Consider the following 23183-nt stretch of genomic DNA (forward strand, 5'->3'; position numbering starts at 1 on the left):
GTTTTTTTTATGGACCGTTTGCTACCATGATGACAGGGGGGATGAAAATGGAAACAATGAAAATTGGTAATATCACGTTGACCTGGCTTGACGGGGGCGTGACGCATATGGACGGAGGTGCCATGTTCGGCGTCGTTCCAAAGCCGCTTTGGTCTAAAAAATATCCAGTCAATGAAAAAAACCAGATTGAACTAAGGACAGACCCTATTTTGATTCAAAAGGATGGGCTCAATATCATCGTTGACGCCGGAATTGGGTCCGGCAAGCTGACTGATAAACAAAAACGAAACTATGGCGTGACACAAGAGTCGAATGTGAAACCCTCATTAGCTGCACTCGGATTAACGGTTGCCGATATAGATGTGATCGCAATGACACACCTTCATTTTGATCATGCATGCGGTTTAACGGAATATGAAGGTGAACGGCTCGTCTCTGTCTTTCCGAATGCAGTGATTTATACATCAGCTGTTGAATGGGACGAAATGCGCCATCCGAATATCAGGTCGAAAAATACGTATTGGAAAGAAAATTGGGAGGCTGTAGCTGGCCAAGTCAAAACCTTTGAAGACACCTTAACGATCACAGAGGGTATTACAATGCATCACACCGGAGGCCATAGCGACGGACACAGTGTCCTGATATGCGAGGATGCGGGTGAAACTGCCGTACATATGGCAGATCTGATGCCGACACATGCCCACCGCAATCCGCTATGGGTGCTGGCTTACGATGATTATCCGATGACCTCTATCCCGCAAAAGCAGAAATGGCAGGCGTTCGCAGCGGAAAAAGACGCTTGGTTTATTTTTTATCATGATGCCGAGTATCGCGCCCTTCAATGGGAGGAGGACGGAAGCATCAAAAAGTCAGTTAAGCGAATGAAGCAATAGCATATTTTTATGTTTACCCTGCATGTTTTCCGGCTAATAATGCAAACCTAGTACTAATTATGCTCAGAAAGGAAGAGGCAGGGTGAAACAATTCAGAGTAACAAACGAAGGAGACATTCAAACAACATTAAGAGGCCTTGAAGTGCTCTCTGTTCCTTTTTTGAACAAAGGTGTTGCTTTTACTGAGGAAGAAAGAAAAGAACTTGGTTTAAAAGGCTTTCTGCCGCCCAAGGTATTAACAATTGATGATCAGGCGAAAAGAGCGTATGAACAATATTCCGCACAGCCTGACGATTTGAGTAAAAATGTCTATTTAACGGCGCTGCACGATCGGAATGAAACGTTGTTTTACCGCCTGTTAAATGACCATTTAGGAGAAATGCTCCCGATTGTCTACACACCGACAGTCGGAACGGCAATTCAGAGATACAGCCATGAATACAGAAAACCACGAGGGCTCTATCTGTCAATCGATGACCCGGACGGTATGAAAGAAGCATTTAAACAGTATAAAGATCAAAGCGATACGATCGATTTAATTGTTGCAACTGATGCGGAAGGAATTTTAGGAATCGGTGACTGGGGCGTCGGAGGAATCGCGATTTCTATTGGCAAGCTGGCGGTTTATACAGCGGCTGCGGGCATTGATCCGAGCAGAGTGCTGGCTGTTGTTTTAGATGCGGGGACAAATCAGGAGAGCCTCTTGAACGACCCGCTTTATGTCGGCAACCAGCATTCCAGAGTGCGCGGAGAACGTTATGACCAATTTATTGACGACTACGTTGCGCTGGCGAGAGAAACATTTCCGAATGCATTGCTGCATTGGGAGGATTTCGGGGCGAAAAACGCGCGAAGCATTTTGAAACGCTATAAAGATAAAGTGTGTACCTTCAATGATGATATCCAAGGAACTGGCGCTGTTTCTTTGGCCGCAGTCTTATCCTGTGCAAAAGCGTCTAAAGTTCCGCTGAGAGATCACAGAGTTGTTATATTCGGAGCGGGAACGGCAGGAATCGGAATAGCCGAACAGCTGCGGGAAGCATTGGTGCGCGAGGGACTGAGTGAAGAAGAATCATACAAGCGCTTCTGGTGCATAGACAGAAACGGGCTGTTAACAGATGATATGGATCAGCTTCTTGATTTCCAAAAGCCGTATGCTCGTTCGGCTGATGAAGTGAAGGATTATCAGCGGAACGGAGACGGCGGAGGCATTGATCTTCTTGAAGTGGTCCGGCAGGCGAAACCGACGATCCTGATCGGCACATCTACGGTTTCCGGCGCTTTCACTGAAGAAATTGTAAAAGAAATGGCGTCACATGTGAAACGGCCGGCGATTTTGCCAATGTCAAATCCGACAACTCTTTCTGAAGCAAAGCCGGAGGATTTAATTGAATGGACAGAAGGCCGTGCGCTGATTACGACAGGAAGCCCGTTCCCGCCAGTTGAATATAACGGAGTTACGTATCATATCGGGCAGGCGAACAATGCGCTTGTCTTCCCTGGTCTCGGTCTTGGAACGATTGTTACCAAATCAAAATTAATTACCGACGGCATGTTTGAAGCATGTGCCCGGGCAATCGCAGGTATGGTCAATGTCGGGGTGCCTGGCGCGCCGATGCTTCCAAAAGTTGAAGATTTGCGCACTGTTTCGGCAACCGTTGCTGTTGAAGTTGCAAAAACCGCAATGAAGGAAGGCGTCGCTACGGAAGAGCCTGAAGACATTATACAGGCAGTGCAGGATGCGATGTGGTATCCGGTATACAAACCGATTCGCGCGATATAATAAAAAAGAGCCGCTGCGTAGGCAGCGGCTTCTATTTTTTGCTTGTCCGGTGTTAAGAGGCGATTGTATCAATGACATCAACAATTTCTCCCGTTTTCGCATCCACCATGACTTCATACTGTTCTAATTCTCCGAAAGCTGATCGTGTAATGCCGGTTTTGTATACCTGTACCGTTTCTCCGTTAATATTGTAAGGCTCCGGCTGGGTGTAAATCCATGATCCGTCTATCGGGCCCCGCTGCTTAAAAGCAGACTTTACAATGCGAAGCGCTTTTTCTGAAGAAATATAAGGCTTCATCACATATTGTTTCACAACGACAGCCGTACAAATTCCAAGTCCTGCTCCTAAAAGAAGATGACGCAATTTCAAAATAAAGCACCTCCTGGTTGATCGTACTTTTCATTATACAGAAACAGCCAAATCCTGTTAAGCAATACGCGGCTGATCGAGCAGATTGGGTCAGGGTGCTTGGAAAACTTCATTGTTTCTAATAAAATAAAAGGACTACATAGAAATGAGGGGAAAACATGAATCAAGAAACGAAAGCGCTTTTCCAAACACTGACGCAGCTTCCCGGCGCGCCGGGCAATGAGCATCAGGTTCGTGCTTTTATGAAGCAGGAGCTAGCCAAATATGCCGATGACATCGTTCAGGACAGACTGGGAAGTGTTTTCGGAGTCAGACGAGGCGCAGAGGACACACCGAGAATTATGGTAGCCGGGCACATGGACGAAGTCGGCTTCATGGTGACATCCATTACAGACAACGGGCTGCTCAGATTCCAGACGCTCGGAGGCTGGTGGAGCCAAGTTTTGCTTGCGCAACGGGTTGAAATTCAAACAGATAACGGGCCGGTTCCGGGTGTGATTTCAAGCATACCGCCGCATTTATTGACAGATGCACAGCGAAACCGTCCGATGGATATCAAAAACATGATGATCGATATTGGAGCGGATGATAAGGAAGACGCCATCAAAATCGGCATTAAACCGGGACAGCAGATCGTGCCTGTTTGTCCGTTTACGACGATGGCGAATGAAAAGAAAATTTTATCAAAAGCATGGGATAACAGATATGGATGCGGCTTAAGCATTGAACTTCTGAAGGAATTACACGGTAAAGAGCTTCCGAATACACTCTATGCGGGTGCAACGGTTCAGGAAGAAGTAGGGCTAAGGGGCGCGCAGACGGCTTCTCATATGATTAAACCGGACTTGTTTTTCGCCCTTGACGCCAGCCCGGCAAACGATATGAGCGGAGACAAAAATGAATTCGGCCAGCTTGGAAAAGGCTTTTTGCTGCGCATTCTTGACAGAACGACAGTCATGCATCGCGGAATGAGGGAATTCGTTCTTGATATGGCTGAAACGCATGATATTCCATATCAATATTTTGTATCCGGCGGGGGAACAGACGCAGGCAAGGTTCATATTTCGAACAGCGGTGTGCCGTCAGCGGTTATCGGAATATGTTCCCGCTATATTCATACAAACGCTTCTATCATTCATATTGATGATTATGCTGCTGCTAAAGAAATGCTCATCAAACTTGTAACAGCCTGCGATAAGCAGACAGTGGATGCGATTAAAGAAAATATGTAGGTTTCATAAAAGCTTGTTGAACGAGCAGTAAGCCCGGATCGACAAGCTTTTTTCTTATTCTGTTTCAAATAGATAGGAAAGGGCCTTAATGGCTTGGTTAACGGTTTCAACCGTAATATTCGCTTTATTGGAAAGCTCTTTTAAAGGATGGTGGAGCGATTCCGGCCGGATGATAATCAGGGGTTTTCCTTTTGCGATCGCATATGATGCATCCATTGCCGTGTTCCACTGTTTGTACTTTTCGCCAAACAGGGCGATCACAAAGTCTGCTTTATTCATCAGGACGGCGGTTCTGAAGTTGTTGATGTCAGAGGCTTTGTCATCCTTTAAAACGGCATTTGGCTGTACGCCCATAATTTCTTCACCAATATTGTCTGAGCGGTCATGATTCTCCATCGGGCCAACAAACGTAATCGGGAGCTTCAGTGATTTTGTTTTCTCTTTAATTTCCTCGCGCCAATTGCTGTGGATTTCTCCTGCTAAATAGACGATAAACTCCATATAAAAATCCCTCCTTATGTATGTCCATCTGTAATTTTTACCCTCATGTACACGATGTTAAACGAAACGAGCTTGATAATGCAAATAAAATATGATAATGATAATGGGAAAGCCAATCTTACATATTCATTCGTTGCATATAAGTGGTTTTGCCTCAAGCAGTTTGGTATGATCCAAATGGACGAGTATCGATAAAAAACATGTAAGAACATAAACAACTGGAGGGATATGAAATGAAAAAAATTGAATCAACTCAAGAGCTGGAAAAAGCGATAAAGGATGATTGGTCTGTATTTATGTTTTCAGCCGATTGGTGCCCGGATTGCCGTTTTGTAGAGCCTTTCCTGCCTGAACTGGAAGCGAATTTCCCTGAATTCACCTACTACTACGTAGACCGTGACAAATTCATTGATACATGTGCAGAGTGGGAAATTTACGGAATCCCAAGCTTTGTGGTGTTTAATGAAGGAAAAGAAGTAAATCGTTTTGTGAGCAAAGACCGCAAAACAAAAGAAGAAATTGAACAGTTTTTAACAGACTCTCTCGCTAAAGCGTAAAGGAGGACATCGGTTTGAAAATGACCTCAAGGAAGCTGTCAGATATACTGAAGCAGCGCCTTCAGCACGAGAATCGCTCCTTTCTGTTTGACAGAGAAAAAGACACCCTCCGTGTTGAGGATCAAACGACTAAAAAAGGGATTACACTCGATTTGCCGCCGATTATTGCAAAATGGGAACTGAAAAAAGACGAAGCCATTGATGAGATCGTGTACTATGTCTCCGAAGCGATGACGGCAATGGAAGGGAAGGCTCAGGAAATGACCGGGAAAGAAACTCGCATTTATCCGGTCATCCGCTCGACTTCCTTCCCAGACAAGTCCAGCGAAGATATCCCGCTCATTTATGACGATCATACCGCAGAGACAAGAATTTATTACGCGCTCGATCTCGGGAAAACCTACCGTTTAATTGACCAGCGCATGCTTGAGAAAGAAAACTGGACAAAAGAGCGGATCAGAGAGACGGCCGCATTTAATCTCCGTTCCCTGCCGACGGTTGTCAAAGAGGATACGGTTGCCGGCAATTACTTTTATTTCTTCAGGGCAAACGACGGATACGACGCAAGCCGGATTTTGAACGAAGCGATCTTAAATGAGTATAAGCAGCATGCAGAAGGGGAGCTGGCGATCTCTGTTCCTCATCAGGACGTTTTGATTCTTGCTGACATCCGGAATGAATCGGGGTATGATATTCTAGGACAAATGTCGATGAGCTTCTTTGCAGGCGGCACCGTCCCGATTACCGCCCTTTCATTTTTGTACAATGAAGGAAAGCTGGAACCGGTGTTTATCCTGGCGAAAAGCCGTCCGAAAAAGGATTAGAAAGGATTTTTACTTATGAACGCTTTTTATAATAAAGAAGGTGTGGGAGACACGCTCCTGATCTCTCTTCAAGATGTGACACGCGAACAATTAGGCTATGAAAAACACGGCGACGTCGTCAAAATTTTCAATAACGAAACAAAAGAAACAACGGGCTTCAACATTTTCAACGCGTCTTCTTACTTGACCATTGATGAAAACGGCCCTGTTGCGCTCTCAGAAACATTCGTGCAAGATGTGAATGAGATTTTAAACAGAAACGGCGTTGAAGAAACATTAGTCGTTGATTTATCTCCGAAGTTTGTTGTGGGGTATGTAGAATCAAAAGAAAAACATCCGAATGCGGATAAATTAAGCGTATGTAAAGTCAACGTAGGAGAAGAAACGCTTCAGATCGTCTGCGGCGCGCCTAACGTTGACCAAGGCCAAAAAGTTGTCGTTGCCAAAGTCGGTGCTGTGATGCCTAGCGGACTTGTCATTAAGGATGCAGAGCTTCGCGGCGTTCCGTCAAGCGGGATGATCTGCTCAGCGAAAGAGCTTGATTTGCCGGATGCCCCTGCTGAAAAAGGAATCCTTGTGTTAGAAGGAGACTATGAGGCGGGAGACGCATTTCAGTTTTAGACTCCCATAAATCCGCCAAAAAAAACGAATCATGTGAAAAGCCGCTAAGCCCTTGTTTAGCGGCTTTGTTTCTGCTGATAGCTTAATCTTTTCTGGGCCGACCAGCAGTGGTATACTAAAAACCGTCCCAGAAAACTATAAGGGAGTTAGAGATAAATTATGAGTTGGCTTCATAAATTTTTTGATTTGTTTTTAGGCGAAAGCGAAGAGGATGCTGAACGGGAGACAAAACCCGCTCAAATTCCGCAGCAACAAGAAGTACATCATCCTGAAGGACAATTAAAAAGATTGGAAGATCCTAAAATATATTATGAATATCCAAAAGGCAAATTCCGTTTTCCAGTCGTGCCTGACGGATACAAAAATCATGACCTGAGAAGGCGCCGCACACCATCGGACGAACCGAAATCCGCGCCTCGTCCAAGTGCTGCACCTTACAGAGAGCGTCCCAGAAATGAAGAAGAGCAGCATACATATCAAGCATCAGAGCCGGCGAAGAAACCGTTTAAACCGACAAATATCCCTTCGCCTGTCTATGGATTCAATCAAAAACCATCTGTTAAAAAGGATGTGCCGAAAAAGCCTTCTGAAACATTGAACGAACCGGATAAATCGGTAAAAGAGAAGGTAACACTGCTGTCAGAAGAGATCGAACGTGAACGCGGCTATCCTGCTTCAGACACACAGGCGCATTCCAAAAAAGAAAGTCCTTTCTTAACGGATACCCAATTTGAAAAACAGCCTTCTGGCGGTTTAAACAGAAAGGATACGGAGTATGATGAGGCGCTGGCGAAACGGCCAGCCGAGCCGTCAGGTAACAAAGTGCCATTTGAGTCAGGCGTTCAACAGCCGGAAAAAGAGGAGCCTTCCTTCCCAGCTGAACATCCCGAAGAGCAAACACCGCCTGAGATGCTCACAGATACGGCGGCTGAAGGGCTTTCAGACAGTGAAGTAGGTCGCGAAGAGCCTGCAGCGGCTGAGGAAGAACAAAGGGAGCAGCAGTCAGAGAAATTTGAAGAGCCTGTTTTCTCCGCTGAACTTGATGAAGAGCAAACAGCTCCTGAATCTCAGACAGAGGCAGTATCTGAGGATGAAAAAGCAAAAGAGCCGTCAGACAGCCCAGTATACAATCATCATGAAAACGCGGCAGAAGGTGCTGAGTCCCCGTTCGTTCAAGAAGAACAAATGGACATTCGTCAGGAAGAGCCTTTATTTACTGATCATGGGTATTCATCAGAGGCTCTGGCTCAAGCAGAAACTGTGGCAAAAGAATCAGAAGAGCCATCAGACAGCATAATAAATAATCATTATGACATCCTGGGAGAGGCTCAGGAAACGAAGATAGATGTTCAGCCAGACAGCCATACAGAGCTTGAGAAAACTGAACGCTTGGAGCAGGGTTCCAAATCGTTTTCTGCAACTCTTGAAAACCGGCAGGAAATTCGTGCAGACAAACCTCGCGAAGCTTCAGAAGAGCCGAAAAAAAGGCCTGGTGTACAGGAGAAAAGGACCGAACAAAGCGCATCTTCTCAAAAAGGGCCATCCGTTCCTTTTAATGTGATGATGCTGAAAAGAGATACGCATAAACAGCAAAAAGCAGAGGAGCGCCGCGGCAGCTATGTATTTCCGAATGTTGCACTGCTTGATGTCCCGCCAGCGCAGGTTCAAGATGATACTGCGTGGATCGAAGAACAGCGTCAGCTTCTTGATTTGACCTTGAAAAATTTCAATGTCCGCGCCAATGTGGTCCATGTAACCCAGGGTCCGTCTGTCACGAGATTTGAAGTGCATCCTGAACCAGGTGTAAAGGTGAATAAAATCACCAACTTGTCCGATGATATTAAACTCAGTCTCTCAGCGAGAGATATTCGGATTGAAGCGCCGATTCCGGGGAAAAACACGATCGGAATAGAAGTGCCGAACCGCACGAGCAAGGTGGTTGATTTGCGCCAGATGATTCGCAGCTCCGCTTTTAGGACAAGCAAGTCACCGCTCACAGCTGCGCTGGGATTAGATATTTCGGGAAATCCTGTCGTTATCGACTTGAAGAAAATGCCGCATGGCTTGATTGCCGGCGCTACAGGCTCCGGAAAAAGCGTATGCATCAATACAATATTAGTCAGCCTGCTTTATAAAGCTGACCCGAGTGAGGTAAAGGTGCTGCTGATTGATCCGAAAATGGTAGAGCTGGCCCCTTACAATAAAATTCCTCACCTCGTCAGCCCGGTCATTACTGACGCCAAAGCGGCTACCGCTGCTTTAAAATGGGTCGTTGAGGAAATGGAGCGCCGCTATGAGCTTTTTGCCCATTCAGGTGTCCGCGACATTGACCGCTTTAATCAATTAACTGCTGAACACCAAATGGGTGAAAAGCTGCCATATTTAGTTGTCATTATTGATGAGCTTGCAGATTTGATGATGGTGGCTCCAAACGATGTGGAAGAAAGCATTGCGCGGATCGCCCAAAAAGCCAGAGCGTGCGGTATCCATCTTCTCGTCGCAACTCAGCGTCCGTCAGTTGATGTCATAACAGGTCTGATTAAGGCGAATATCCCGACGAGAATCGCCTTTTCTGTCTCAAGCCAGGTTGATTCCCGAACAATTATTGACATAGCCGGTGCAGAAAAGCTTCTCGGAAAAGGGGATATGCTCTTTTTGGAAAACGGATCGGGAAAACCGGTCCGTCTGCAAGGTAACTTTGTGTCAGACCGGGAAATCGACCGCGTCGTTTCCCACGTCAGAAGCCAAATGCCGCCGACCTATTTATTTGAACAAGAAGAGCTCGTAAGACAAGGATCAGCCCTGAAAGAAGAGGACGAACTGTTTTACGAAGCGTGTGAGTTTGTTGTAGAGCAAAACAGTGCGAGCACTTCAAGCCTGCAAAGAAGATTCAGAATCGGTTACAATCGTGCGGCAAGGCTGATCGACATGATGGAAGCGGAAGGCATGATTTCTGAGGCAAAAGGAAGCAAGCCTCGGGAGGTGCTGATCACAGCAAGTGATTTAATAAACGAATAATATGGGTTCATTTTCACACCAAACATGGTATGATAGTGTTTAGAGCATTTAACAGCTATGCCGCTTTACAGCAGCTGTGCATAGACAAATCTTGATATCTGGGTTTAATCGGAAAGAAATAACCTGATACTAAACATAACAAAACATATAAAATACGCCGCTAAGGGGGCTTTTCAGCCGCCGCGGTCGCAAATTGAAATGAGCGTCATATACTGGGGAACAGATAGACGTTTGTTGGAGGTACAATTATGACTGTTTATCATTTTGTTGGAATAAAAGGGACCGGTATGAGTCCGCTTGCCCAAATACTTCATGATAATGGATATACTGTCCAAGGATCGGATATCGAAAAATTTATTTTTACGCAAACAGCGCTTGAAAAAAGAAATATTACGATTCTTCCTTTTAGCGCGGAAAATATTAAACCCGGCATGACAGTCATCGCCGGAAACGCATTCCCAGACACGCATCCTGAAATAGAAAAAGCGATGTCTGAGGGAATTCCGGTGATACGTTATCATAAGTTTTTAGGCGACTACATGAAAAAATTCACGAGTGTTGCCGTTACGGGCGCACACGGCAAAACGTCGACTACGGGTCTGCTGGCTCACGTGATCCAAAACGCAAAACCGACGTCTTTCTTAATCGGAGACGGAACAGGCCAGGGAAATGAAAACAGCGAATACTTTGTGTTTGAAGCCTGCGAATACCGCCGCCATTTCTTAAGCTATCAGCCGGATTATGCGATTATGACGAATATTGATTTTGATCACCCTGATTACTTCTCAAGCATTGACGATGTATTTGACGCTTTCCAAGAGATGGCTCTTCAAGTCAACAAAGGCATTATTGCCTGCGGAGACGATGAGCATCTGCCGAAAATCCATGCGAACGTCCCGGTTGTGTATTACGGCACGGGGGAAGAAAATGATTTTCAAGCCAGAAACATCGTAAAAAGCACGGAAGGGACAACTTTTGATGTCTTTGTCCGCAATACGTTCTATGATACGTTTTATATTCCTGCGTACGGCCACCACAATGTATTAAACTCATTGGCGGTCATTGCGTTATGCCATTATGAAGAAATTGATTCCAGCATCATTAAGCATGCTCTCAAATCCTTTGGGGGCGTCAAACGCAGATTCAATGAGAAGCAGCTTGGGGATCAAGTGCTGATCGATGACTATGCTCATCATCCGACAGAAATAAAAGTGACAATTGAGGCGGCAAGACAGAAATATCCTGATCGGGAAATTGTCGCGGTATTTCAGCCTCATACATTTACACGGACGCAGCAGTTTCTTGACGAATTTGCAGAAAGCCTGAGCGGCGCTGACTGTGTGTATTTATGCGATATTTTCGGCTCAGCCCGTGAGAATGCCGGAAAGCTGACGATCGGTGATCTCCAGGGAAAAATTCATAATGCCAAGCTGATTGAAGAAGATGACACATCTGTTTTAAAAGCTCATGATAAAGCCGTTCTCATCTTTATGGGAGCAGGAGATATCCAAAAATATATGAGAGCCTACGAAAACGTCATGGCATAATAAAAAGCAGTGATCTCCACTGCTTTTTATTTATCTGATGGGAAAGCTTATTAAAGGATTTTCTTACATAACGGAGAATAGTATGTATACAGCCCAGTACACATGTTTATGATTGAAGAAAACGGGTAAACAGCAGTATATCCTGCAGCAAGGAGGTTTGAGATGATTATTATTCTTTATTTGAGCGTTGCACTCATCGCAGTTGCATTTCTCGTATTAGTGATCTACTTGTCTAAAACATTGAAGTCACTGCAGCTGACACTAAAAAACGTCGCATCCACTCTTGAAGGGCTGGAGGGACAAATGAAGGGCATCACAACTGAAACAGCCGAGCTTTTACATAAGACCAACCGCCTGGCTGAAGATATTCAGGAAAAATCAGAAAAGCTGAACACGGTCGTTCATGCTGTTCAAGGAGTGGGAGCTTCTGTACAGCAGTTCAATACATCCATGAAACAAGCGGCAGGGTCTGTATCGGCATCAGTTAGAGAAAATCAAGATAAGATCAATCAAGTTGTCACATGGAGTCAAGCAGCAATGGAAATTTGGGAGAAATGGAAGCAAAAGAAAAAATCAGCCCTGTAAGAGAAAAAAATACTAAGAGGAGGAATAATGATGAGCAAAGATGGAATTAATAGTAAAGATTTTTTAATCGGAACTTTAATCGGGGGAATCATCGGTGCCACTACAGCTCTTTTTCTAGCGCCTAAATCAGGCAAAGAACTTCGCGACGATCTCGGCAGCCAAGCTGTTGCTTTACGGGACAAAACTGATAAAATGACGGCAGATGCGAAGGAAAAAGGCACGCAATATGTCAGCATCGCAAAAGATAAAACTTCCAACATCACACAGCTTGTAGCGGATCAGTCTGGGCAGATCATGAACAAGGTAAAGGATTTAAGAGACCGTTCCAAATCTGACAAAACGGATTCATCGACTGCAATGCAAGATATGAGGGAAGAAGCGATGCAGGCGGCTGATGAAACAAAAGATCAAGTCCTCCAGACGAAAGAAGATGTAAAAGACGAACTGAAAGATGCTCAAAAACAGGCTGAGCAGTTGAATCGCTGAGCAGGGAAGGAAGAGCTTGAGTCATGGCTAAACAGCTTATTCAATCTGAGGAAGAATTTAAACGGATTGCAGAACAGGAAGGCGTTTTCGTCTTCTTTAAACACAGCACCACATGCCCGATCAGCCAGGCAGCATTTCATGAGTTTGATGCCTTTGCAAATCAGCATGAGGATGTGCCGGCTTACTATCTTCAAGTACAAGAAGCCCGGCCGCTGTCCAATTTCATTGCAGAAACATATGGGGTCAAGCATGAAAGCCCTCAGATATTCATCATCCAGAACGGTGAAGTGAAATGGCATACCTCACATTCACAAATTACAGAAGCCGCTATTGAGCAGCATTTGTCATAGAAAAAAGCGTCCAGATATCATCTGGCGCTTTTTTTTTTGTAAAAAACCCTTGAACATTGCCCTCACATCATGTAGGATAGCTTCATAGATTACTTTATCACTTAAAAGCGTTTTGGTAATAAAGTAGAGTTTTTATAAAATTTTTTGTATTTCAGTATTTCCATTTGGAATTACTTATAGTAAGATGCATGATAACTACAAAATAAAAAATGAATGTGCAGGGAAAGGATGAAAAAAATGAGCAACACAGAGTTAGAGCTTTTAAGGCAGAAAGCAGACGAATTAAACCTACAAATTTTAAAACTAATCAACGAACGCGGAAATGTTGTAAAAGAGATCGGTAAAGCGAAGGAAGCACAGGGTGTCAACCGATTTGACCCTGTCAGAGAACGCACAATGTTAAACAATATCATTGAAAACAATGACGGGCCGTTCGAAAATTCAACCATCCAGCACATTTTTAAAGAGATATTCAAAGCCGGTTTAGAGCTTCAGGAAGAAGATCACAGCAAAGCGCTGCTTGTCTCCCGCAAGAAAAAACCTGAAGATACAATTGTTGATATCAAAGGCGAAAAAATCGGAGACGGCCAGCAAAGATTCATTGTCGGCCCATGTGCGGTAGAGAGCTATGAGCAGGTAGCTGAAGTCGCTGCAGCTGCGAAAAAACAAGGGATTAAAATTTTGCGCGGTGGAGCCTTTAAGCCTCGTACGAGCCCATACGATTTCCAAGGGCTTGGTGTTGAAGGCCTTCAAATTTTAAAACGTGTAGCGGATGAATTTGATCTGGCGGTTATCAGTGAAATCGTAACTCCGGCTCATATCGAAGAAGCGCTGGACTACATTGATGTCATTCAAATCGGAGCGCGCAACATGCAAAACTTCGAATTGCTGAAGGCGGCCGGCGCAGTGAAAAAGCCAGTGCTTCTGAAACGTGGTCTTGCTGCAACGATCTCTGAATTCATCAATGCTGCTGAATACATCATGTCACAAGGAAATGACCAAATTATCCTTTGTGAGCGCGGAATCAGAACATATGAAACAGCAACGAGAAACACGCTGGATATTTCAGCTGTGCCGATTTTGAAACAAGAAACGCATTTGCCAGTCTTTGTTGATGTTACGCATTCAACAGGCCGCCGTGACCTCTTGCTTCCGACAGCTAAAGCCGCTTTAGCGATCGGTGCAGATGGCGTAATGGCTGAGGTTCACCCTGATCCGTCAGTCGCACTTTCTGACTCTGCTCAGCAAATGGCGATTCCTGAATTCGAAAAATGGCTGAATGAACTGAAGCCAATGGTGAAAGTCAACGCTTAATTGAACAATCCAAAAGGCCGCGCCTGCGGCCTTTTTTTATGCTTTCTCGTTTATTTAGTTATAAAAACCAAGTATACGTTTTCATCATCTATAAAAACGTGTATAATTTCATGAGAAGTAATTAAATTTGATGAATAATGAAAAATAATGTACACTACTGACTTACGCTTACAAATCATAAACGACATAAATTCGGACATTATGACATTTCTCTACATAAAGTGTTTATGCTATAGATAAGGATAAGTGTATCCAGTAAAAGGAGTGGTTTTAGGATGAGCAATATTACGATCTACGATGTAGCGAGAGAAGCTAATGTAAGCATGGCAACCGTTTCCCGTGTCGTGAACGGCAACCCGAATGTAAAACCGACAACGCGGAAAAAAGTCTTGGAAGCCATTGAACGTCTCGGTTACCGTCCAAACGCGGTGGCAAGAGGGCTGGCAAGTAAAAAAACAACAACTGTAGGTGTCATCATTCCCGATATCTCAAGCATTTTCTATTCAGAGCTTGCACGCGGAATTGAAGATATCGCGACAATGTATAAATACAATATTATTTTGAGCAACTCTGACCAAAACATGGAGAAAGAGCTGCACTTGTTAAACACAATGCTCGGCAAACAAGTGGACGGCATCGTGTTTATGGGCGGAAACATTACGGACGAGCATGTGGCGGAATTTAAGCGTTCCCCAGTGCCGATCGTACTTGCTGCTTCTGTAGAAGAGCAGGAGGAAACACCGTCAGTCGCTATCGATTACGAACAGGCGATTTATGATGCCGTGAAGCTTTTGGTTGATAAAGGACATACAGACATCGCGTTCGTTTCCGGACCAATGGCAGAACCGATCAACCGTTCGAAAAAACTCCAAGGCTACAAACGTGCGCTTGAAGAAGCGAACCTTCCGTTTAATGAACAATTTGTAGCTGAAGGGGATTACACATATGATTCCGGACTCGAAGCACTGCAGCATCTGATGAGCCTGGATAAAAAACCGACAGCCATTCTTTCTGCAACTGATGAAATGGCACTGGGCATTATCCATGCTGCTCAGGATCAGGGCTTATCCATTCCGGAGGATCTCGACATTATCGGTTTTGATAATACAAGATTAAGCCTTATGGTTCGCCCGCAGCTTTCAACAGTTGTTCAGCCGACATATGATATTGGCGCCGTTGCGATGAGACTGCTGACGAAGCTCATGAATAAAGAGCCGGTTGAAGAGCATATCGTCGAACTGCCGCACCGTATAGAGCTAAGAAAGTCAACCAAGTCATAAGAAAAACAAAGAGCAAGCTTCACCTTTATGGTGAATTCTTGCTTTTTTCATGGGGAGAAATGATGAAACGTTTTGATTATCTTACACCTGTTGGATTTGTGTTAGGAACGATTATTATTGTTATTGGGATTATTTCGGGATCGGGAGTAAGCGGTTTCCGCTCTTTTCTTGATCTGACCTCTTTCTTCATCGTAACAGGGGGACTTTGCGCCGCTGTTTTTATCAGTTTTCCGCCAAGAGAGCTGAAAAAAGCGCCCTCTGTGTTAAAGCAGGCATTCATCCGCCAGGAAGACAATGTGAAAGATCTTGTGAAAACCTTTGTCTCCCTTTCCGATCACGCGCGAAAACACGGGCTTTTATCATTGGATGATCAGGCTCGGGAAATCAAAGATCCATTCTTGAAAAAAGGGCTGCTTTTAGCGATTGACGGCTGGGATGAAGAAACGATTCGGCTCGTCATGGATTCAGAAATCGCAGCAATGGAGGAACGGCACCGCAAAGGGCGGCGAGTTTTTGAAAAAGCGGGAGAATTCGCTCCGGCGTGGGGAATGATCGGAACACTTGTCGGGCTTGTGCTGATGCTTAAGAACTTAAATGACCCGCATATGCTCGGACCAAACATGGCCATTGCGCTTCTGACGACTTTATATGGTTCATTACTGGCAAATATGGTCTTCAACCCGATCGCGGCTAAGCTTGAAGAGAAAACAGAAAGTGAAATTTTCATCAAGCAGGTAATGGTGGAAGGGATTATCGGTGTTCAATCCGGAAAAAACCCGCGCAACCTTGAAAGCCAGCTGGTCGTTTTCAGCTCACGGGAAGAATGGCAGAAGCAGCCAAAACAAGTAAAAACAAAAAAGGGATCTGTACATGAAGCTTAGAAGAGAACGTTTTGAAAGAAGGAATGGAAGCGGAAAAAACAGTCAATCTTCGTCCAGCTGGATGGTAACCTTTACAGATCTGATCACTTTGATCCTTGTGTTCTTTATTTTACTCTTTTCGATGTCCCAAATCGATCTGCAAAAATTCAAAGCGGCAGTGGACTCGATCCAGAAGGAAGGCAACGGGCTTCAGCCGGACCAAACATCCATAGAAAAAAAGAATACATCCCCATCTGATACGAAGAAGCAAGAGGATCAGCAGGATCAGCTTCTCAAGAAAGTAAATACATATATAAAAGACAATCATTTGAAGGCCCAAATGACAGCCAAACGGGATGAACGCGGTGTCGTGCTCGTTCTTCAGGAGGCTGTGCTGTTTGATACAGGTGAGGCAAAGGTGCTGAAAAATGCCGAAACACTTCTTCACCAAATTGCCGTTCTTCTTCAAACAATTCCAAATGACATTCAGGTGGAGGGGCATACAGACAGCCGAAACATTTCGACATACCGATACCCGTCGAATTGGGAGCTATCAGCAGCACGGGCGAGTGGAGTTATTCAATACTTCACGTCTAAAGAGAAGCTTCCCTCCAAGCGCTTTATTGCTGTCGGTTATGCGGATACAAAGCCGGTAAAGGATAACAAGACAAATGAACACATGAAGGAAAATCGGCGTGTGGAAATAGTGATTAAAAAATCAAAAACGACCTCTTCGTAAAGGTCGTTTTTTACTTTGTTCTTTGCTGTTCAGAACGTATCGCATATAATGCTTTGCTGACAGTTTGGGCATTTTTTTCTGTAATTTCAGGCTTGCGGGGAATCGGAGGATATAAATCAGCCGGATCGCTCCAGCTCGACGGAAGGGCCACGGGGCATTGTTTTTGCCATTTAGCAATCCATTCCGGCGGGATCTCGTGTCCCGGATCAATTCCCTTCATTTCAAGCCATATTCTGGCCCAGGCGCGGGGCACGACACGCCAAATATCATATCCGCCGCCTCCGACTGCAATCCATTTCCCTCCGCAATATTGATGAGCCAAAGTGTGTGCAAGACGGGGGATTTCTTCGTATATATTGATTGTTGCTGATAAATGCGTCAGCGGATCGTAGTAATGGGCATCGGCGCCGTTTTGGCTGATAATGACATCAGGCTCGAAATACGCGGCGACTTCTGAAGCTGCTGTCCGGTAAGCCTCAAGAAAAGAATCATCCTCTGTAAAAGCGTCAAGCGGGATATTAAAGGAATAGCCATATCCTTTTCCGCTGCCTTTTTCTTGGATCTGGCCGGTTCCAGGGAATAAATACCTTCCTGTTTCATGAATGGACAGCGTGCATACGTCAGGATTATCGTAAAATGTAAATTGCACACCGTCCCCGTGGTGGGCGTCCGTATCAATATAAAGCACTCTGGCGCTATATTTTTTCTGGATATATTGAATCGCCACAGCGCTGTCGTTGTATATGCAGAATCCTGATGCTCTCCCGCGAAAGCCATGATGAAGCCCTCCACCAAGGTTTGCCGCATGCAGGGCTTGTCCTGACATGACCCAGTCTGCGGCCGTTAAAGTGCCGCCGACCAAGAGGGATGCCGCTTCGTGCATGCCGGCAAAGACGGGTGTGTCTTCAGTGCCGAGCCCGTAGCTTTCTCCTTCTTCAGCGGGAAGCTTTCCGGCGCCCGCAAGCTTTACGGCCTGAATGTAATCGTCCGTGTGGACAAGGGAAAGCTCCTCTTCTGAAGCGAGTCTGGGGGTGACAATGTCTCCATCATCAAAGGCATTGATCATCTTAAGCAAATCATATGTTAACAGAACCCGCTGCTGATTAAAGGGATGCTCCTGATGAAACATATAGGTTTGGTAGGATGGAGAATAGATAAATACACTGTCTCTCATAGCAGATCCCTTTGCTCTGACGGCCATACGACGTGGTGTCCATTTCTTTGTAATGCCTGCAAAAACGGCAGCGGATTCATCGTTTTTACACGGAAGACAAGCACTTTTACACCGGGATCGTCATGCGGATAAACAAGCACGCTTAATATTTTCACTTGAAGGTCTTGGCAAAGACTGCTGATCTCAGCGAGGCTTTTGGTGATGTCGTTTACTTTTATCTCAATTTGCGATCCCGGCTGGTCAGCGCCTGTCAATTTGACAAACGTCCGCAGCAAATCGGTTTTTGTTAAAATGCCTATTAATTTTTGATGGTGTACCACTGGAAGGCAGCCGATGCCATGCTCGTAGAACACGGCTGATATTTCTTCGACAAAATCTAACGGATGGGCGCAGACAACATCTTTTTTCATAATTGAATCTACGCTTCGTGTGAGAAATAGGCTTCGTTTGTTTTCTTCAAAAATACTCGGGCTGGCCTGTTTCATGTCTCTGTCTGTAATCATGCCGATCACGTGTCGTTCTTCATCTACAACAGGCAGATGCCTGATATGGAATTCCTTCAATTTGCATATTGCTGTTTCAAGCGTATCCGTCTTCGTTAATGTAATGACATCTCTTTTCATGATTTGCTCAACAATCATTATTTTTTCCCCTTTGCCAGTGTCAGTTAATACATATAACGATGATAAAAACGGAGCCTGTCAAATTGCTCAATTGATTCTTGGCTGACGTTTTTTCCGATGCGGGCCATCAGACAGTTTGCAGGGTGGGAGCTGATCTCCGGCTCATCCGTTGCAAACCAGACCAATCCGCCTGCATTCATCATCTTTTCCATGATCTTTCTGTATTCCCACACATCTTTTTTCATCCCTTTTAAATCCCAATGCCAGTAATATTCTGTCGTCATCACAATGTAGTTTTCCATTTGTTCATCCATCATGCTGACGGTCAGGAGCGTCTTTCCGACAGCGCATCCCCGATAGTCCGGTGCTACTTCGATGGCTCCGAGCTCAATCAAATCCTCCATATTTCCTTCAGACCATCTTTCGAGCGGGTCAGGATATAAATACGTGACATAGCCGACAATGGTTCGGCCGTCTCTGGCAATAATAATGCGCCCTTCGGGAAGGCCTGCAATGTCGACTAGCGCTTCATGCTGCTCGCGAGGCGGACGAAATGCGGTTAAATCTTTATGAAACTCATAACCTGCCAAATCCTCTGGAGAGACAGGCCCTTCTATCAGTAAAGAGCCGGTTGCTGTTTTGATGTTTGCTGAATGGTATGTTTTATGATGTTCCACTAATTCACCGTCCCATCAATTCTTATAAAAATACATGCCTTCTTTAAGAATACCAAATTATAAAGCGTTTTCAACATGGTTTATATTTTAAAAATTGAGAAGAATATGAATATATACTATAATAATTGTGACAACTTCAGCAAAGGGGGATGTTTGGGCATGAATTTGAAAGCGTTACCAGCAATAGAGGGGGATCATAACTTAAAAAACTATGAAGAAACGTACCGGCATTTTGATTGGGCCGAGGCAGAGAAACATTTCTCTTGGCATGAGACAGGGAAACTGAATGCGGCGTATGAAGCGATTGACCGCCATGCCGAATCGTTTCGAAAAAACAAAGTAGCGCTTTATTATAAAGACGCAAAAAGGGATGAAAAATACACATTTAAAGAAATGAAGGAAGAATCAAACAGAGCCGGGAATGTGCTGAGACGGTATGGAAATGTGGAAAAAGGGGACCGCGTTTTTATTTTTATGCCGAGATCACCCGAGCTTTATTTTATTATGCTTGGTGCAATCAAAATTGGCGCTATCGCCGGGCCGCTGTTCGAAGCATTTATGGAGGGAGCGGTGAAAGACCGGCTTGAAAACAGTGAGGCAAAGGTTGTTGTCACAACGCCTGAGCTGCTGGAGAGAATACCGGTAGACAAACTGCCTCACTTGCAGCATGTCTTCGTAGTCGGGGGAGAGGCTGAGAGCGGCACGAATATCATCAATTATGATGAAGCAGCGAAACAGGAAAGCACAAGACTGGATATCGAATGGATGGATAAAAAAGACGGCTTTCTGCTTCACTATACATCAGGTTCCACTGGTACGCCAAAGGGCGTGCTGCATGTCCATGAAGCGATGATTCAGCAATATCAAACAGGAAAGTGGGTCCTTGATTTAAAGGAAGAAGACATTTATTGGTGCACGGCTGATCCAGGCTGGGTGACAGGTACGGTATATGGCATTTTTGCACCGTGGCTGAACGGAGCGACAAATGTCATCGTCGGCGGACGTTTCAGCCCGGAAAACTGGTATGGAACGATTGAACAGCTTGGCGTCAATGTCTGGTACAGCGCGCCGACCGCTTTTCGGATGCTGATGGGAGCGGGAGATGAAATGGCTGCGAAATATGATCTAACTTCACTACGGCATGTGCTCAGTGTCGGTGAGCCGCTAAATCCGGAAGTCATCAGATGGGGACATAAAGTTTTTAACAAACGAATTCATGATACATGGTGGATGACCGAAACGGGCAGTCAGCTCATCTGCAACTATCCTTGCATGGATATTAAACCGGGTTCAATGGGTAAGCCGATTCCAGGAGTGGAGGCAGCGATCGTTGACAATCAAGGCAACGAGCTACCGCCATACCGAATGGGCAATCTCGCCATCAAAAAGGGCTGGCCTTCCATGATGCATACCATTTGGAATAACGCTGAAAAGTATGAATCGTATTTCATGCCGGGCGGCTGGTATGTGTCTGGGGATTCTGCTTACATGGATGAAGAGGGATACTTTTGGTTCCAAGGCAGAGTTGATGACGTCATCATGACCTCCGGTGAGCGCGTCGGCCCATTTGAAGTGGAAAGCAAGCTTGTCGAACATCCGGCTATTGCAGAAGCAGGCGTAATCGGAAAGCCTGACCCGGTGCGTGGAGAAATCATTAAAGCCTTTATTGCACTCAGGGAAGGATTTGAGCCGTCTGATAAACTGAAAGAAGAGATCCGCCTATTTGTAAAGCAGGGTCTTGCAGCCCATGCGGCTCCGCGTGAGATCGAATTTAAAGATAAGCTTCCGAAAACCCGAAGCGGAAAGATCATGAGGCGCGTGCTGAAGGCATGGGAGCTTAATCTGCCGGCTGGAGATCTGTCAACAATGGAGGATTAAAAGGCGGCGTTGACACAGGATTTTATTTATGTTAAAAATGATATAGCTTCATATGAAAAGGTAAAGATTGAGACAAGTAGAATATCCTTACGTTCCAGAGAGCTGATGGCCGGTGAAAATCAGCACAGACGGATATATCGAATACACTCATGAACCGCTTTTGCAAACAAAGCCGGCCAGGCTTTCAGTAGTGAAAGAACGGACCTGATCCGTTATCAGGCAAAGTGATAAGACGAATGTTTGCATTCTCTTATTAGTAGGGTGGTACCGCGATAATCAATCGTCCCTTCGTGTAAACGAAGGGGCGTTTTTTATTTTAATCAAAAAAGGAGCTTTATCTTATGACTAACTTACTTGAAGACTTATCCTTCCGCGGATTGATTCAGCAAATGACAGATGAAGAAGGGTTAAATAAACAGCTGAATGAAGAAAAAATCCGCTTGTACTCAGGCTTTGACCCGACAGCAGACAGCTTGCATATCGGACACCTGCTGCCTATTTTAACACTTCGCCGTTTTCAGCTTGCAGGGCATCATCCGATTGCGCTTGTGGGCGGCGCGACGGGCCTCATCGGTGATCCAAGCGGAAAAAAAGCAGAGCGTACATTAAACACTGCTGACATCGTATCCGAATGGTCCCAAAAAATCAAAAACCAGCTGTCCAGATTTCTAGATTTTGAAGCAGCAGAAAACCCAGCTGTCATCGCGAACAACTTTGACTGGATCGGCAAAATGAATGTGATCGATTTCCTTCGTGACGTTGGTAAAAATTTCGGCATCAATTACATGCTGGCAAAAGATACGGTCAGCTCAAGAATTGAATCCGGCATCTCGTACACAGAATTCAGCTACATGATTCTTCAATCTTATGATTTCTTAAATCTTTACAGAGACAAAAACTGTAAACTGCAAATCGGCGGAAGCGATCAGTGGGGCAATATCACAGCGGGTCTTGAACTGATCAGAAAATCAGAAGAAGAAGGAGCAAAAGCGTTCGGCCTAACGATTCCGCTTGTCACAAAAGCAGACGGCACGAAGTTCGGAAAAACGGAAGGCGGCGCGATCTGGCTTGATAAAGAAAAAACATCGCCATATGAATTCTATCAATTCTGGATCAACACAGACGACCGTGACGTTGTCAAATACTTGAAATACTTTACGTTCCTTTCAAAAGAGGAAATTGAAGCATACGCTGAAAAAACAGAAACGGCGCCAGAAAAACGTGAAGCACAAAAACGCCTGGCAGAAGAAGTGACATCACTAGTTCACGGACGCGAGGCGCTGGAGCAAGCCATCAACATCTCCCAAGCGCTGTTCAGCGGCAATATTAAAGAGCTTTCTGCTCAAGACGTAAAAGTAGGCTTTAAAGATGTTCCTTCTATGGAAGCTGACAGCACCCAAGAGCTTTCACTTGTAGATGTGTTGGTGCAATCTAAATTATCTCCTTCTAAACGCCAAGCGCGTGAAGACATTCAAAACGGAGCTGTTTACATTAACGGTGAACGCCAGACGGAAATAAATTATACCCTATCAGCTGAAGACCGTATCGAAAATCAATTTACTGTTCTGCGCCGCGGGAAGAAAAAATACTTCCTTGTGACGTATAAATAAGAAAAAGATCCTTTGCCACTGAAGGCAAAGGATCTTTTTGTTTACCGCATAGGAATGAAAGGAAAAGAGTATATTAGATAGGGCAAACACGACCAATCACCACCTTTTAAATGAAAGGAGCGCTAAAGCGTGAATCTCATGTGTACGATTGCAAAAGAACGGCTGCAGCGGGATTATTGGGAGCAGCAGGCGCAGGATAGTGTTGGCCAGCAAGAGGCAAAAGACAAAATAGACGATAAAAAAACCCCGACCGCATAGCGG

24 protein-coding genes and 1 other annotated feature are annotated in these 23183 nt (G+C 45.0%); of the genes, 19 read left to right on the plus strand and 5 right to left on the minus strand.

What is annotated here, in order from left to right:
* Positions 1–47 precede the first annotated feature (47 nt).
* Positions 48–893 (plus strand): YtnP family quorum-quenching lactonase, encoded by an 846-nt coding sequence (locus ACQVGT_RS06035; RefSeq protein ID WP_014477683.1) that lies wholly within the window; start codon positions 48–50, stop codon positions 891–893.
* A gap of 82 nt (positions 894–975) precedes the next feature.
* Positions 976–2676 (plus strand): NAD-dependent malic enzyme, encoded by a 1701-nt coding sequence (locus ACQVGT_RS06040; RefSeq protein ID WP_003229258.1) that lies wholly within the window; start codon positions 976–978, stop codon positions 2674–2676.
* Positions 2677–2728: 52 nt separating this feature from the next.
* Here the strand turns inward: ACQVGT_RS06040 and ACQVGT_RS06045 are convergent, their stop codons facing one another.
* On the minus strand, positions 2729–3046 hold the full coding sequence (locus ACQVGT_RS06045; RefSeq protein WP_014477682.1) for a PepSY domain-containing protein: 318 nt from the start codon (positions 3044–3046) through the stop codon (positions 2729–2731).
* 158 nt (positions 3047–3204) lie between these two features.
* Between ACQVGT_RS06045 and ACQVGT_RS06050 the strand changes: the two genes are divergently transcribed.
* Entirely contained in the window at positions 3205–4278 is a 1074-nt protein-coding gene (locus ACQVGT_RS06050) for a M42 family metallopeptidase (protein WP_015384391.1), read from the plus strand.
* A gap of 54 nt (positions 4279–4332) precedes the next feature.
* On the opposite strand, the gene ACQVGT_RS06055 is transcribed toward ACQVGT_RS06050, so the two are convergent.
* On the minus strand, positions 4333–4779 hold the full coding sequence (locus ACQVGT_RS06055) for a YtoQ family protein (protein ID WP_003229263.1): 447 nt from the start codon (positions 4777–4779) through the stop codon (positions 4333–4335).
* A gap of 78 nt (positions 4780–4857) precedes the next feature.
* Here ACQVGT_RS06055 and ACQVGT_RS06060 point away from each other — a divergent pair, with 78 nt between their 5' ends.
* The 13 genes from ACQVGT_RS06060 to motS all read left to right on the plus strand — a co-directional run bounded on the left by ACQVGT_RS06060 (position 4858) and on the right by motS (position 16960).
* On the plus strand, positions 4858–4974 hold the full coding sequence (locus ACQVGT_RS06060; RefSeq protein WP_004399150.1) for a hypothetical protein: 117 nt from the start codon (positions 4858–4860) through the stop codon (positions 4972–4974).
* Between the two features lie 38 nt (positions 4975–5012).
* Entirely contained in the window at positions 5013–5336 is a 324-nt protein-coding gene (locus ACQVGT_RS06065) for a thioredoxin family protein (protein WP_015384390.1), read from the plus strand.
* A gap of 14 nt (positions 5337–5350) precedes the next feature.
* Positions 5351–6160: a DUF1444 domain-containing protein gene (locus ACQVGT_RS06070; RefSeq protein ID WP_009967991.1), complete on the plus strand. Its 810-nt coding sequence runs from the start codon at positions 5351–5353 to the stop codon at positions 6158–6160.
* 15 nt (positions 6161–6175) lie between these two features.
* Positions 6176–6781 carry a YtpR family tRNA-binding protein gene (gene ytpR / locus ACQVGT_RS06075; RefSeq protein WP_003229269.1) on the plus strand — a complete coding sequence of 202 codons (606 nt, stop codon included), beginning with the start codon at positions 6176–6178 and terminating at the stop codon, positions 6779–6781.
* Positions 6782–6940: 159 nt separating this feature from the next.
* On the plus strand, positions 6941–9799 hold the full coding sequence (gene sftA, locus ACQVGT_RS06080) for a DNA translocase SftA (RefSeq protein ID WP_015384389.1): 2859 nt from the start codon (positions 6941–6943) through the stop codon (positions 9797–9799).
* Between the two features lie 248 nt (positions 9800–10047).
* Positions 10048–11346 carry a UDP-N-acetylmuramate--L-alanine ligase gene (murC, locus tag ACQVGT_RS06085; RefSeq protein ID WP_003229274.1) on the plus strand — a complete coding sequence of 433 codons (1299 nt, stop codon included), beginning with the start codon at positions 10048–10050 and terminating at the stop codon, positions 11344–11346.
* Positions 11347–11508: 162 nt separating this feature from the next.
* Complete coding sequence (locus ACQVGT_RS06090; protein WP_003229276.1) at positions 11509–11931, plus strand: DUF948 domain-containing protein; 423 nt, start codon at positions 11509–11511, stop codon at positions 11929–11931.
* Positions 11932–11961: 30 nt separating this feature from the next.
* Complete coding sequence (locus ACQVGT_RS06095) at positions 11962–12417, plus strand: YtxH domain-containing protein (RefSeq protein WP_004398549.1); 456 nt, start codon at positions 11962–11964, stop codon at positions 12415–12417.
* Between the two features lie 23 nt (positions 12418–12440).
* Positions 12441–12767, plus strand: a complete 327-nt coding sequence (ytxJ, locus tag ACQVGT_RS06100; protein WP_015251445.1) for a bacillithiol system redox-active protein YtxJ — start codon at positions 12441–12443, stop codon at positions 12765–12767.
* Between the two features lie 237 nt (positions 12768–13004).
* On the plus strand, positions 13005–14081 hold the full coding sequence (locus ACQVGT_RS06105; protein ID WP_003223454.1) for a bifunctional 3-deoxy-7-phosphoheptulonate synthase/chorismate mutase: 1077 nt from the start codon (positions 13005–13007) through the stop codon (positions 14079–14081).
* 275 nt (positions 14082–14356) lie between these two features.
* Positions 14357–15361 (plus strand): catabolite control protein A, encoded by a 1005-nt coding sequence (ccpA, locus tag ACQVGT_RS06110; RefSeq protein ID WP_003229285.1) that lies wholly within the window; start codon positions 14357–14359, stop codon positions 15359–15361.
* Between the two features lie 62 nt (positions 15362–15423).
* Positions 15424–16242 carry a flagellar motor protein MotP gene (gene motP, locus ACQVGT_RS06115; protein WP_014477672.1) on the plus strand — a complete coding sequence of 273 codons (819 nt, stop codon included), beginning with the start codon at positions 15424–15426 and terminating at the stop codon, positions 16240–16242.
* Positions 16232–16960 (plus strand): flagellar motor protein MotS, encoded by a 729-nt coding sequence (motS, locus tag ACQVGT_RS06120; protein ID WP_003229290.1) that lies wholly within the window; start codon positions 16232–16234, stop codon positions 16958–16960. Before motP ends, motS begins: the two co-directional genes overlap by 11 nt.
* Before the next feature lie 10 nt (positions 16961–16970).
* On the opposite strand, the gene ACQVGT_RS06125 is transcribed toward motS, so the two are convergent.
* Genes ACQVGT_RS06125 through acuA form a run of 3 tightly spaced genes read right to left on the minus strand, consistent with a single transcriptional unit; the run spans position 16971 to position 19434 of the window.
* Positions 16971–18134 (minus strand): acetoin utilization protein AcuC, encoded by a 1164-nt coding sequence (locus ACQVGT_RS06125; protein WP_015483569.1) that lies wholly within the window; start codon positions 18132–18134, stop codon positions 16971–16973.
* The gene (locus tag ACQVGT_RS06130) at positions 18131–18775 is read right to left on the minus strand and encodes an acetoin utilization AcuB family protein (RefSeq protein ID WP_003229294.1); all 645 of its coding nucleotides are present in this window, start codon (positions 18773–18775) and stop codon (positions 18131–18133) included. The genes ACQVGT_RS06125 and ACQVGT_RS06130 overlap by 4 nt, the downstream gene beginning before the upstream one ends.
* A 26-nt stretch (positions 18776–18801) precedes the next feature.
* On the minus strand, positions 18802–19434 hold the full coding sequence (gene acuA / locus ACQVGT_RS06135) for an acetoin utilization protein acetyltransferase AcuA (RefSeq protein ID WP_003229296.1): 633 nt from the start codon (positions 19432–19434) through the stop codon (positions 18802–18804).
* Positions 19435–19593: 159 nt separating this feature from the next.
* Here acuA and acsA point away from each other — a divergent pair, with 159 nt between their 5' ends.
* The 3 genes from acsA (at position 19594) to sr7p (ending at position 23180) form a co-directional block, all read left to right on the plus strand.
* Complete coding sequence (gene acsA, locus ACQVGT_RS06140; protein ID WP_015483567.1) at positions 19594–21312, plus strand: acetate--CoA ligase; 1719 nt, start codon at positions 19594–19596, stop codon at positions 21310–21312.
* A 54-nt stretch (positions 21313–21366) separates the two neighbouring features.
* Positions 21367–21603, plus strand: a binding site (T-box leader).
* 50 nt (positions 21604–21653) lie between these two features.
* Positions 21654–22922, plus strand: a complete 1269-nt coding sequence (tyrS, locus tag ACQVGT_RS06145; protein WP_015384385.1) for a tyrosine--tRNA ligase — start codon at positions 21654–21656, stop codon at positions 22920–22922.
* A gap of 129 nt (positions 22923–23051) precedes the next feature.
* The gene (gene sr7p / locus ACQVGT_RS06150) at positions 23052–23180 is read left to right on the plus strand and encodes a small protein SR7P (RefSeq protein ID WP_015483566.1); all 129 of its coding nucleotides are present in this window, start codon (positions 23052–23054) and stop codon (positions 23178–23180) included.
* The last annotated feature ends 3 nt before the right edge of the window (positions 23181–23183 follow it).

This window comes from Bacillus sp. SCT118 (genome assembly GCF_058566435.1).